Here is a 13,653-nt window from a genome sequence, read left to right on the forward strand (position 1 = left end):
TCAGCAACACTTAGAGCTTGATAGCTACGGGTGCTCTCTTATTTGTAATTAGTGCGTATTTACGCTATTGTGGAAACATTCCTCGAAGCATTGTGGCCATTGAGCCGGTTCGAGAACGTTTATATGGTTTTCCTTTAAGATAAAGCTCGGACACATTTATGGTCTTTAGCTCATCTACCGGAATCTCATATGGATTCTTATCAAGAACTGCCAAATCGCAGCTCTTTCCCATTTCGAGAGTACCACGCTCCTTTTCATCGAAGCAAGAAAGCGCACCGTTAATAGTGGCCATTCTAAGAGCCTCATAGACGGATACTGACTCCTCTGGATTTGGATTATTACATGCGTCATGAATCCACATGATTGGGTCTGGATCAGAGGCTGGTGCATCAGAATTGAAGCAAACCTTGATACCCATATCAGTGATAGTCTTCAGAGGATTAATTCCCTTTGCTCTATCCTCCGAAAGTATTCCATCAACAAATTCCTTAACGCCATCAATATGCGAAAGCAACGATGGCTGTACAGAAATCATAATGTTGTATTTAGCGCAAATTCTCAATGCCTTTTCAGTAGGCAACGTACCATGAAGAATTATGTGTCTATGGTCGTATCTTGGATAATCCTCCAAGGCCATTGAAATAGCATTGACAGCCTGTTCAAATGCAGCATCACCAACTGCATGAAGAGCAATTTGATAGCCTGCTCTGTTGGCATTGATACAGAACTCCTGCACATCAGCATCGCTGAAGTAGGATACGCCCTTATTATTTATAGTTACATAGTTGTCATTTAATGCTGCGTCCTTATTAGCGAGGGTTCCGTCAAGGTTGCCGAATACGACTCTGGTCATATCCTTCTTGGCAAGCTTGTCAATATTAGAACACTGATAAGCAACCCTTACCTGCATTCCATTATCAAGACCTTTGGCAACTGAACGCTCCATATCAAAATCATAATCACGGATAAATCCCATTCCACTGGCAGAACAAATCAAGCCAATACCTTTGCTGGCAAGAAAATCAGAAGTCTCAACCATGGAATCGATTACCTTCTTTGTAGACATACCATGAGTAATAAATTCACAGGCTGCTAAGAAAGCCTCCTGCTTTAACTCACCTGTGGTGGCATTGTAGCCTCTGAGATTTGAAACCTTGGATTTGATTGCATCAAGAAACAGGCTATTGGCTACGCCAGAATGAGCGTCATGCTTGATAATGAAGGCTGGCTTATCAGGGCATGCCACATCCATCTGCTCCTTTAAAATAAGGTGCCCTTCGGATACGGCAAACTCTGTAGCGCCAAAGCCGACAATTATATTTTCTCTGGTACGAGTAGCGTATTCTCTCAGCTGATCCAAAATCTTAGCGTTGGAATCCGTATCGTTAATAGGAAACATTTTATGCAAAACGGAAAAGCCCGAATAATGCATGTGGGTATCAGCGAAGGCAGGAACCAAAACACTATTTCCCAACTCGATAGGTGGAACCACCTCGTACTGAGTAGGAAGCTTTGTTCCTATGTATGCAATACGACCCTCGCGCTCTACCAAATAATTAGCAATGGTATTGTTTTCATCACAAGTTAAAATTGTTCCATGAAATACCTGCATTTGTCCCCTCCAAAAAATAATAAATCTAAAAAATTATTTCTTTGTGGTTGTTGGTCTGTAGATGTGACGTGGAATACCATCAACCATAATTGGTGAAACATCACCCTGAATGAGTGGTCTTACATATGTAATAAATGCCTCTGTGACATATGTGCCATCATGTGTGATCCAGTTACGAGGTACGAGCTTCTCGTCGTTAGCAATCTTATGAACATCCTTAACCTCTGTTCCACACTGATAAGGATCATCTGAATGACGAGTAAGTGTAACCATCTTACCTGTATCGCCTTCGTCTGCGGCAAGAACTGCAGCACCACCAACCTGATAAGCCTCAAGGATATCTACACGTGATGCAAGGTGCGAACCTGCACGCTGTAATGTAGAAAGCTCGATTGCTCTGGTCTTGCAACCAACCTCAGCTGCGATGTAATTGCAAAGATAAGCTGCTGTACCTGTAAGCTGCTTGTGATTGAATGCATCTACGAACTCTACATTATTTCCAAGCTCACATACATATTTTCCGTCCTTTGTATGGATACCTTCAGAAATACAAATTACAACAGATGACTGTGTCTTTAAAAGCTTGAGAACTCTCTCTTTGAATTTTTCAATATCAAATGGAACCTCTGGCAAATAAATCAAATCAGGACCTTCACAATCTTCTCCCTTTGCAAGGATGGAAGCTCCGGTAAGCCAACCTGCGTTACGTCCCATAATCTCAACGATTGTAACAAGTCCCTTGTCATACTCTAAGCAATAGCTATCACGGATGATTTCCTTGACAGATGTACCGATGTATTTAGCGGCACTGCCATAGCCTGGTGTGTGATCTGTAAGAGCCAGGTCGTTGTCGATTGTCTTTGGACAACCAATGAACCTGATGTCAGAACCTGTAAGAATAGCATAGTCGGAAAGCTTTTTGATGGTGTCCATGGAATCATTTCCACCAATGTAGATCAAAGCTTCGATTTCCAGCTTTTTGAGAATAGCGAAGATTTTCTCGTAAGTTTCCATATCCTCATGGATTTCTGGAAGCTTGAAACGGCAAGAACCTAAATAAGCTGCTGGGGTACGCTTCAAGAGCTCTACATCCAAGTCGTTCTTGATGTAATCAGAAAGGTCGATGTATTGCTCGTCCATCAAGCCTTTGATACCATGCAGCATGCCGTAAACTTTTCCAGCGCCACGGTCCTTTGCTGTCCTGTAAACTCCTGCTAAAGAAGAGTTAATTGCGGCGGTCGGTCCGCCTGATTGTCCCACAATTACGTTTCCAGTCATTACATATTACCTCCCAATCATTTATTGTCATAAAATATTAAGACCAATAATCATATGCCCTTATCCCAAATCCCCATTAAAGGATAAAGACCCGCTGATATGCTAATCATCCTCTGGAATATCGCGAAAATGTCCTGCAATGATGTCGCACAAGCACCAAATAGCTCCTCCAACTGTCGATGCTATAAAAATCTTAATAACATTTACAAGAATCATCCCCGCTGTGAGAGTGCCTCCTGTAAATCCAATAATAAGCCAATAAACAGAGCGCACGAATAAAAGATATCCGCCTATGTACAACCCTAAAACTGTGCCAAGAATGCTAAACAGCACAGCTAACGCCCTCTTTGCATTCTTCTTCATATATAATCTCCGTAAAATTGTATCTATTAAAATGGTAGCATAATGAGTCCAAAAACGCCACAAAAAAACCAAAAGCAGGTCACACCAATTATTATGGCTATGATGGCTCCGGCTATGACATCCCTTATAAAATGAACTCCTCCTACCACTCTTATTACTGCAAGACCCACGCCAAGCACTAATAAAAATACTCCTACGGGAATGGAAACCTGGAAAAATGTGATTGCTACCATGAAAATAGAGAAAACATGTCTGCTTGGAAAGCTTTTCCCTTTAGTGTCCTTATTGAGAGCTGGTGTGAAGCCATAAACCTCGTATGGGCGAGGTGCGCTGGCAACCTTTCTAAAAAGGCTCACAATAATAAAGGAAACACCTGGAATGACAATACTTCTGTACAAAAGGGTAGCCCCCATTTTAGGAATAGAGATAGCTGCGTATACTAGCAGCCCAAGATAAAATAAAATCGTAATATAAGTAATGGCCTTGTCCAGCACATTTAGCGCTGTAACAAGACCACTATTATTTTTTATTGAAGCTGATAAATCAGAATATGAAATCTTCATTAAATTTATGCACCTATGAGTAATTTATTTGAGAAATGTATCTTAACGGCATCTTCAAACAAATGCTGTGCATAAGGGATATCCTTTCCCATAGAAAAAGCCATTTCCTCGTAAAGCTTACGACCTGCCACACTGAGAATCTTCTCATCTAAGGCCATAACCTTCTTGCCTGACTCAATACGCTGCCATTTTCTGATAAGAACCGTCTTTACCACACGTGCAAGAGACTCTGGTGTAAACTCAGCCATAACCTCTTTGAACTTCTCCTGAAGCATTCTGTCGTTTGGCTCATTGATACATTCGATATCATCAATATTATCAAGAATTTTAGTAAATGTAGTTTCCTCTGCTACCGGACGTAATCTGATTGTAGAACCAGTAATTGGAGTGAATACTTTTGCTCCAGCTTTGAATACAGGTGCCATGCAGTAGTAGGTCTTTTTTGAACCCTTGCCCATAAGCTCCATATCATCGATGTCCTCAATTTTACAAACACCACTTCCCTCATGAACTAAAAAATCGCCTACCTGATAATTCATTTTTCACCATCCTTCTAAAGCATAAACAATATGTACCTCCATAACTCGTTTTCTCCCATTACTTAATGTAATTATAGCACGATTTTAGTCATCAGGACACAGAAAATTCACATTCGTTAATAATTCACACGAAAACTAACGAAACTCTATACTCTATTGGTAGAAATGAACTATAGTCAGACAATTCATTCGGATAAAAAAAGGCCCGACTGTGAGCCGGGTTATGTCATTTAAAGTAGTCATCTATCTAGGACTGCTGTTGCCAACAGCCTCAAGCGTTCAACCTGGTGCTGGCGGGCCGCGTACGCACCGTTTAGAACTTGCTTCGGATGGGGTTTACATGGCTACCGCTGTTACCAGCAGCACGGTGGTCTCTTACACCGCCTTTCCACCCTTACCCGCAAAAGCGGGCGGTATATCTCTGTTGCACTATCCTTGGAGTTACCTCCACCGGCCGTTAGCCGGCATCCTTGCCCTGTGAAGCCCGGACTTTCCTCTCCATAGCTATTACGACTATGCAGCGACTACTCATCGGACCTTTATGAACTTTTTTAGGTGTACTCTTATAGAATACATGAACCTCCAATAAACTCGCGAACCAGTGAATTGTTAGGAATAACATCTGGTGCCATTGGAAGGAAATAATCCAAAAGCTTTATAAGACGCTTTGCCTCAGCATACATAGGATGATCAGGCTCAATAGCGTAAAGCATCGGATCGACATACAATTTTAACACAGCCATCTCATAAATTAAAGCTGTATTAAATATATAATCAGCCTTTTCCTGGAATGGGAAGATATTCTTCTCCTCTCCGCGGCGAACTGAATCCCACATAGCAATAGTTTCAGCTGCTGTTGTGGCTCTGGTTCTAGCATCTCTGACAATTCGACGAATCAATCTACCGTCTGCTGTAGACAGTGGATTGTGCTCATCAATAGAAAGCTGTGTCAACGCTGAAAGATAAATCTTATACTTAGATTCTGCTGGAAGCGATGAGCTCATTCTGTCGTTAAGACCATGAATACCCTCGATAACAAGAATATCATTCTTGCCAAGCTGCATATAATGGTCATTATACTCTCTTTTACCAATTTTGAAATTGAAATTTGGTAAAAGAACACGCTCTCCCTTGAGGAGCTTGACCATGCATTCATTGAAATAAGGAATATCAAGACCTTCTATAGCCTCAAAATCCTTCTCGCCATACTCATCAATTGGCATCTGATCTCTGTTTAAATAGAAATCATCCAGTGGAAGCGGATGAGGCACGCAGCCTAAAGCTCTAAGCTGAGCTGAAAGCTTGTGAGAAAATGTGGTCTTACCTGATGATGAAGGACCTGCCATCATAACAAACTTAACATCCTTATTAGAAGCGATAATACCAGCGAGCTCACCGATATTTCTCTCAAAAATGGCCTCCTGGGAAAGAACTAAATCCCTAATCTTTCCTTTGGCAATAACCTCATTTAAAGCACCCACTGTAGGCACTCCCATTATCTGACCAAAATCAGAGGCAGCCTGCTGAACGCTGAAAAGCTTCATAGGCTTTTTAAACTCTGCAACTACTCTGGTGTCTATGCCAGGAAGACTTCCGTCTGGATACATAAGCATGAAGCCATGCTCGAATTTAAGTAAATCAAAATACTTAAGATATCTGGTAGATGGGACCATATATCCATAGAAATAGTCTATACAGCCATCTAAATCATATACATTAATATTTGAGCTGGTACGGTACTTTAAAAGCTGTTCCTTGTCCTTCATATTGAAGCTGTGGAACATCTCCTTGGCCTGCGTAGTCTTGATGGAATACTTCTTAAGAGGTACGTCCTTCTCGACCAAATCAAGCATTACCTTTTTCAGCTCCTGCAAATCCTCTTCTGTAATCTCGCCAACACCCTCTAAAGTACAGAAATCGCCCTGTCCAAGAGAATGTTCAACTCTAAGATATGGATTTGCTGGCAATGGATAAACATCCATAAGGGCACGCTGAAGAAGAAATACTACACTTCGTCTATAGGCTCTGCGTCCATCCTTATCAGCTGTGGTAAGGAACTGTAACTCCGCTACACCTGTAACAGCTTTGCTAAGCTCAGTAAGGCTGCCCTTGTACTTTGCAAGCACAATATCATCCTTGTATTCAGACTGGTGCTTTTCTGCAATGTCAACTAAGCGTGTGCCTTCCTCGTAAGTTTCTTCCTTACCGCCTATGATTACTTTCGCCATAGTCCCTTCTCCTCCTACAGTGAATTTTTAATCTGGTTTATTATTTCAAGCTCGGCTCTAAGCTCCCGACATCTTGCAGCTGCAGCTTCAGAAGCGCCCCCTTGCTCAAGCTTGTTAATAATTGAGCTATATTCACTTTCGTTTTTATCCAAAAGCTTAATTAAAAGCTCTGGTGCTTTTTCAATAACCTTAGGTCCATATTCTAGCTGAGCGGTGTTATAGGCAATACGTTTGCTCTCATCAGCTTCATAATGAAGCTTAATAATAGGATAAATTTTGTTTTCCTCACAGGTAAGGTCTTCGTCATCAATAACAAAGCCATGTTCCATAAGGAAGGTTCTAAGCTCAAGGTATTCTGACTGTGGCTCGATAATCATTAGCTTGGCTGATTTGGCAACAGTAATACCCGCTCCTATTATTCTCTGGATAAGAGCGCCGCCCATGCCACAAATGCATATGACATCTGCTTCCTCTGGCGAAAGCTTTGCAAGACCATCTGACAATCTAAGGTCTGCCTGAGCCATAAAGCCTGCTGCCTGAAGGTTTTCTGAGGCCTTACTGAGAGGCCCCTTGTTTACATCCATTGGAATCACCTTTTTTGCAACACCGTTTTCAAGGAGTGCGATGCTGAGATATCCGTGGTCACAGCCCACATCTGCAACAGTGTCACAGGCAGGAATCATGTCATATACAATTTGTAATCTTGGTGACAATTTTATCATTAAAATTTGTTCTTTCCTTGTTTTTATTTCTAAGGAAAAACTGCCATGCAAATTGCCTTCGGCAATGGGCAGTTCTTGAGCATAATAAAATCCTTCACTTATGTTCGGATTTTGTTATGCCTTTACTGATCGAGATAATCCTTAAGCTTGCGGCTGCGGCTTGGGTGACGAAGCTTTCTAAGTGCCTTTGCCTCAATCTGACGGATACGCTCACGTGTAACGTTGAACTCCTTACCTACCTCTTCAAGGGTGCGAGCCTTGCCATCCTCAAGACCGAATCTAAGGATAAGTACGCGCTGCTCACGCTCTGTAAGTGTATCGAGAACCTCGTGAAGCTGCTCCTTTAAAAGTGTGAAAGTAGCTGCCTCAGCTGGAACTGGTACGTTCTCATCTGGAAGGAAATCTCCAAGGTGGCTATCTTCCTCCTCACCGATAGGTGTCTCAAGAGAAACTGGCTCCTGAGAAATCTTAAGAATCTCGTGTACTCTGTCTACAGTAATACCCATTGCTGCAGCGATTTCCTCTGGAGTCGGTTCACGGCCGTACTCCTGGAGTAACTGTCTAGAAACTCTGATAAGTTTGTTGATAGTCTCAACCATATGTACAGGAATACGAATTGTACGGGCCTGATCAGCGATAGCACGTGTGATAGCCTGACGAATCCACCATGTAGCATATGTAGAGAACTTGTATCCCTTGTGATAATCGAACTTTTCTACAGCCTTCATAAGACCAAGGTTACCTTCCTGAATAAGATCAAGAAAAAGCATACCACGACCTACATAACGCTTAGCGATAGAAACTACAAGACGAAGGTTTGCCTCAGCAAGCTTATTCTTTGCCTCCTGATCACCTTCCTCCATACGCTGAGCAAGCTCAACCTCTTCCTCTGCTGAAAGAAGTGGTACCTTACCGATTTCCTTAAGATACATACGTACAGGATCTTCAATGCTGACAGAATCAGGCACTGACATATCGATATCTTCTAAATCCTCATCATCACTTGCAAGTAAAAGTGCATCTGAAGGGCCAGATGAGAAGTTTACATCGATACCCTTCTTATCAAGGTAAGTCAGGATGCGCTCCATCTGCTTTGCATCAATTTTGTAATCCTTTAAGAACTCAGAAATCTCATAGTCCTCAAGGATGTTCTTCTGAGACTTTGCGATTTTGATAAGCTCAGTAACCTTTGAGTCAAGCTCATCGTTACCGAAGGAATCAATATCATCATCCTCGTCCTCATCATCCATATCCATAGATGTCTTTGCACCTACTGATGCAAGGAACTCATCTACATCATCGTCATCCTCTGTCTCATCGATGTTGTCGAAATCATGCTCATCGAACTCAAGGTCCTCAGCTGAAATTTCTTCGAGATCGCCAAAGTCTACATCTTTATCATCTGATTCAGCATCATCGATGTCCTCTGCGTCTTCAGCATCTGCCTCTGCTTCAGCTAAGAATGCCTCAGCAGCAGCATTTAAATCTCCGTTTTCGATTAACTCATCTACTTTCTTCTTTGCCATTTTTATTCCTTTCTAAAGTGAAATGTCTAAACGCTCAAGGCGTTGTAGTGTCTTTTTTCCCTCCACGAGGCTTTTTAAATCGGCTCCATTTTTCTGAGCCAGCTCAAGGGAGTTCTTCTTTATTCTAAGCAGGGTCTCTTTAAGAGCCTTGCTAAGATCACTGTTATCGGTAAGCTCTCCAACTGTGGTATTGAATAGGGCTGCAACTGTCTTGCGCTCCTCGTCCTCCATGAACAAATCCACGATTCTTGCTGTGTCCACTGGATTTCCTTCATCACAGTATTTGAAAACTTCCTCTGCTACTGTCCGGTATACACCAGATTCGAAATCCTCCGGATTCACATAAAGTGAAATCTTTGGGTAAACATCTGGGGTCTCAACCAGCCATGTAAGTAATAGCCTTTGTGACATTTTCATGCCATCATCCTTAGGCTTTAAGGACTTTTTCTGATAGTCCTCACCTGAGCCTGTGTCTCTTCTGGCTGTAATGCCTGACTGTCCAAGCTCCAATATATATTTAGCCAAGGCATCCTTAGGGATGTTGAATTTAGCTGCTACAGACTCTGTGTAGTTTTCCCGCTCAAGCTGAGTAGGGAATTCTGTGACAATCATACGCGCCGCTTCCTTTTGGAAGTCTGATTTCTTTTCAGGATCAGTCATGTCGTAATTGTTCTGAAGCATGCGAACCTGATACATGAAGCTGTTTTCAGCATTCTGAATGCGCTTCTCATATTCTTCAGCCCCTAGATTCTTAATAAATTCATCAGGATCCTTGTAAGGGCTCATGTTGATGATGCGACATGAAATACCTGCATTCTTAAGAATTGGTATTGCGCGAAGTGCTGCCTTTTGACCTGCGCCATCTGAATCGTAGCTAAGGTAAACATCCTTAACATATCTTTTGAGCATGCTGGCATGGCCTGCTGTAAGGGCAGTACCAAGAGATGCAACTGCATTATCAAAACCTGCCTGATGCAGGGAAATGACATCCATGTAGCCTTCGCACAGTATAAACTGTTCGCGCCTTGTCTTTCTGGCAAAATACAATCCAAAAAGTGTCTTTGATTTGTTGAAAATCTCCGTCTCTGGAGAATTCAAATATTTAGGCTCTCCATCTCCCATTACTCGACCACCGAAGGCAACTACTTTGCCGTTGGCATCAAATATAGGAAACATCGCTCGATTCCAAAACTTATCATGACCGCCTCGCTTCTCATCAATAGTGATAAGACCGCAGTCCTTTAAAATATTGTCATCGTAGCCTTTGTCCCTGAGATATTTATATAGGGAATCAGAATATTTGCTGGTGCAACCCAAACCAAACTTATGCATGGTATCTGGTGTCAGCTCACGCTTGGTGAAATACTCCATAGCCTGCTTTCCAGCATCTGAACGAAGCATCTTATAATAGTAGGCCGCCGCTTCCTTATTAATTTCAAATAGGCGGCTGCGCCTGTCGGCTCGCTGTCGATCCTGAGCTGTCATTTCTCGTTGAGGAAGGGTGACGCCACACTTCGGTGCCAACTCCTCCACAGCTTCCTTGAAGGTCATGTTTTCATAATCCATCAAAAAGCTGAAAACATTTCCTCCCTTGCCACAACCGAAACAATAATACATCTGCTTCTGAGGGCTTACGGAAAACGAACCTGTCTTTTCATTATGAAAGGGACATAAACCAAAATACTGGCTGCCCTTTTTTTGTAAGTTAACATATTGTGAGATTACATCAACGATGTTGGTGCGATTACGCACCTCCTCAACAACTTCTTCTGGATAAATCGCCATTATTCTTCCTAACTTACTATATTTATATTTTTAAAATCCATCTACAATCCAAGCCTTTGGCATAAAATATTCGTTGAATTTTGTGATGCAATATTGATCTGTCATACCTGAAATGTAATCACAGATAATACGCTCCTGAGTCTCTCCATCGTCCTCCATGGCACGATATCTGTCAGGCAACTCATCAAAGTGAACCTGATAATACTCGAAAAGCTCACGAATCATACGCTTTGCCTTGACCTCTTCCACCTTTGCAATAGAATCCTTATAGACATTTGCAAACATGAAATCCCTGAGTTCTTTCATGGCCTCGGCAATTTCAGGTGACATTTTAATCTCTGGGCTGTTCTGACTGCTGATGATAACGTCGTGGATAAGTGTATCCAGACGAACTGCAGAAGTCATTCCAAGAGTCTTTCTTACGCTCATAGGAATAGATTCCTCGGTAAGAATCTGCGCGCGGATAGCATCATCCACATCGCTGTTTACATAGGCAATCTTATCGGATAGGCGAACAATCTGCCCCTCAGGAGTGGCTGGATGACCTTCTGTCTGGTGATTGCGAATACCATCGCGAACCTCCCATGTAAGATTAAGGCCCTGACCGCCCTTCTCAAGCTTTTCTACAATGCGGACACTCTGTTCAGAGTGCACAAAGCCAGTGGAGCACATAGCATTAAGCTGCGCCTCACCTGCATGTCCAAATGGGGTGTGACCCAAATCGTGCCCTAAAGCAATTGCCTCTACCAAATCCTCGTTAAGTCTCAAAGCCTTTGCAATGGTTCTGGCATTCTGTGAAACTTCCAATGTGTGAGATAATCTGGTTCTGTAATGATCTCCCTGAGGAGTGAGAAAAACCTGAGTCTTGTTCTTCAAACGGCGAAATGCCTTGCTATGAAGAATTCTGTCTCGATCCCTCTGAAATAGAGGGCGGATATCACATTGTGGCTCATCTTTTTCGCGGCCACGTGAATTTTCATTGAGTGTGGCATAAGGGCTCAAAGTCTCCCTTTCCATCTGCTCAATCATCTCTCGAATTGTGCCCATTTTAGCCTCCCAAATATGCATTACACGACACTTCTATAAAACAAATTACACAGAAAAAAAGGATATCCTTTTTTTTGCATAAAAAAACCTAGGCACTTTTTTGTGTCTAGGTTATGTGTGCAGGAAATGGGACTTGAACCCACACGATATTGCTACCACAGGCACCTGAAGCCTGCGCGTCTGCCAATTCCGCCATTCCTGCGAACATTTAGTATTCTAAGGAATTATAGGTATGAAGTCAAGGAAATTGTTGCATTTATTGTAAGGAACTTAAAGCAGTATTTTTACAACCGTTAATTTTCACAAAACATCTACTCGAACATTGAGCTATCTGACAATTATATTGTATACACTAATTTTGTCTTGCAATTTAAGAAGTGCACGTTATAATAATAAGTACAAAAGATGTTATAGGAAAAAAGAGAAAGGGAGGTACGGTCCACCAAAACATTAAGTAGTTATTGAAATGGTTTTATTAAAATCTAGTGATTGGAGGTATGGTCCACCAGAGGATTAATTTTAAAACCAAAGTTATTTGTTAAAATCTAGAGAATGGGGGTACAGTCCACCAGAGATTTAAGATTTAACACACGCGACAATTTCATTATGAGGTCCATCAATGATTAAAAGTTTTCAAATGGACAGCAACAATGAAAAGTAAAGCAGAATGAGAGGTATAGTCCATTGGGATCGAATTTCAGGGGCGGCATCAGCTAGGAATCAAGAGATTTCGAGTTGGTGTCGCCCGTTTTTTACTTATCTACCCTAGGCGCTTCTTTAAATCCTTCTTTTTAAGTCCGTACTGTTCAGCATATTTATGCCAACCTGCATTAGCAGCCTTAATATACAGAAATCTTGGGTACTTAAAAGCATCAGCATAAATATCATCTGTTTTCTGCGACGTGTTAACTAACATTCCAATGGCTTCCAAACCGTTAACAACATTTTGCGCAGGACATTTTACGTAACTTGGTACTGTTGACATCGAGCCCATCATTCCCCCTGCACCAATTGCCAAACCGCCGCAATATTCAAAGCCACATTTATCGCTCCAGTCTTTAACTGAACTAAGAACATTTTTAATCTGCGAGCTCTCATAAAATCCCATGTTTACAACAGCATAAATCTTTTTGCCCGAGCCTATATCAGTCTTCTCTATCTTTTCCATTAACCTAAGAAGGGCTGATGGGATTCCATCAACATACATTGGGAGGCCTAGAACTAATCTATCTGCTGTAGATAACTTTTCCAACAGCTTATCATAATGGTTGTTGTAGGAAGATAAGTTTATAGACTCCACAGAACCTTCTATCTCCTTGGCAACTCTGTCTAAAAACTTCTTAGAGTTGGATTCATTACCTCTTACACTGCCATTAAGTAAGATTACCTTGTGGCTTTGAACAATTGGATTGCTTTCGCTTTGTTTTGTGATTATTTCGTCTTCACATTCTTCAAAACGAATATCTTTAATGATTCCACGGAAATTAAGGCAAACCGCCTCTACATATCTTCTAGCTTTTTCCTTATCCTCTTCTGTAAGACCATTACCTCTGAAAATGAAGGTCATAGCCTTCTTCTCAGGGTAGCGCTTCTTATGATGGGTCTCTCCATTTACCACTTCAAAATATGGCAACAGCCAGCCTATACATCTATCAAACACATTTTTCACGTAGCTGCTAAAGCCGCCATATGTGTATTTGGAGATAACTACAATCTCCTCTGCCTCATGAATAAGCGAGCCCATATTCGCATAATCATCATTAAGAACACATTGCCCAGGAGTCTTAACCCAACAGCCAAAACAGCCTACGCATGGCTGTATAGTTCTCCTTTGTGATAATACTTTCCAATGAAAATAGTCGTCTGATATCTTCTCCCATTCTTCTTCCGACATATCATGGATTACTAACTTCATATATTATTCCCCCTTAATATACGTCTAGGCAGAGCGAATTGCCCTGCCTAGTATTTTTACATTTATTATATATCA

11 protein-coding genes, 1 tRNA gene and 1 other RNA gene are annotated in these 13,653 nt (G+C 41.7%); all 13 read right to left on the bottom strand.

From position 1 onward, the window contains the following. Positions 1-64: 64 nt before the first annotated feature. Entirely contained in the window at positions 65-1,612 is a 1,548-nt protein-coding gene (locus BMZ41_RS06710; RefSeq protein ID WP_090169418.1) for an amidohydrolase, read from the bottom strand. A gap of 33 nt (positions 1,613-1,645) precedes the next feature. After that, positions 1,646-2,890, bottom strand: a complete 1,245-nt coding sequence (locus BMZ41_RS06715) for a 6-phosphofructokinase (protein WP_090169417.1) — start codon at positions 2,888-2,890, stop codon at positions 1,646-1,648. 102 nt (positions 2,891-2,992) lie between these two features. Next, positions 2,993-3,253, bottom strand: coding sequence for a hypothetical protein (locus tag BMZ41_RS06720; protein WP_090169416.1), 261 nt, complete (start codon positions 3,251-3,253; stop codon positions 2,993-2,995). A 26-nt stretch (positions 3,254-3,279) separates the two neighbouring features. Next, positions 3,280-3,816, bottom strand: coding sequence for a phosphatase PAP2 family protein (locus tag BMZ41_RS06725; protein ID WP_090528021.1), 537 nt, complete (start codon positions 3,814-3,816; stop codon positions 3,280-3,282). Positions 3,817-3,821: 5 nt separating this feature from the next. Beyond that, entirely contained in the window at positions 3,822-4,355 is a 534-nt protein-coding gene (locus tag BMZ41_RS06730) for a CarD family transcriptional regulator (RefSeq protein ID WP_090169414.1), read from the bottom strand. Positions 4,356-4,551: 196 nt separating this feature from the next. After that, positions 4,552-4,895: RNase P RNA component class A (gene rnpB / locus BMZ41_RS06735), an RNA gene on the bottom strand. 23 nt (positions 4,896-4,918) lie between these two features. Further along, entirely contained in the window at positions 4,919-6,583 is a 1,665-nt protein-coding gene (locus BMZ41_RS06740; RefSeq protein WP_090169413.1) for a nucleoside kinase, read from the bottom strand. 14 nt (positions 6,584-6,597) lie between these two features. Next, positions 6,598-7,305 carry a tRNA (adenine(22)-N(1))-methyltransferase gene (locus tag BMZ41_RS06745; RefSeq protein ID WP_090169412.1) on the bottom strand — a complete coding sequence of 236 codons (708 nt, stop codon included), beginning with the start codon at positions 7,303-7,305 and terminating at the stop codon, positions 6,598-6,600. Positions 7,306-7,427: 122 nt separating this feature from the next. Continuing rightward, complete coding sequence (gene rpoD, locus BMZ41_RS06750) at positions 7,428-8,555, bottom strand: RNA polymerase sigma factor RpoD (protein ID WP_090169464.1); 1,128 nt, start codon at positions 8,553-8,555, stop codon at positions 7,428-7,430. Between the two features lie 288 nt (positions 8,556-8,843). After that, entirely contained in the window at positions 8,844-10,616 is a 1,773-nt protein-coding gene (dnaG, locus tag BMZ41_RS06755) for a DNA primase (protein WP_090169411.1), read from the bottom strand. 30 nt (positions 10,617-10,646) lie between these two features. Continuing rightward, on the bottom strand, positions 10,647-11,663 hold the full coding sequence (locus BMZ41_RS06760) for a deoxyguanosinetriphosphate triphosphohydrolase (protein WP_090169410.1): 1,017 nt from the start codon (positions 11,661-11,663) through the stop codon (positions 10,647-10,649). A gap of 118 nt (positions 11,664-11,781) precedes the next feature. After that, positions 11,782-11,865, bottom strand: a tRNA-Leu gene (locus tag BMZ41_RS06765). Between the two features lie 558 nt (positions 11,866-12,423). Next, positions 12,424-13,578, bottom strand: a complete 1,155-nt coding sequence (locus tag BMZ41_RS06770) for an NAD(P)H-dependent oxidoreductase (protein WP_090528024.1) — start codon at positions 13,576-13,578, stop codon at positions 12,424-12,426. Positions 13,579-13,653 lie beyond the last annotated feature (75 nt).

This window comes from Pseudobutyrivibrio sp. UC1225 (assembly GCF_900115215.1).
Taxonomy (GTDB): Bacteria; Bacillota; Clostridia; order Lachnospirales; family Lachnospiraceae; genus Pseudobutyrivibrio.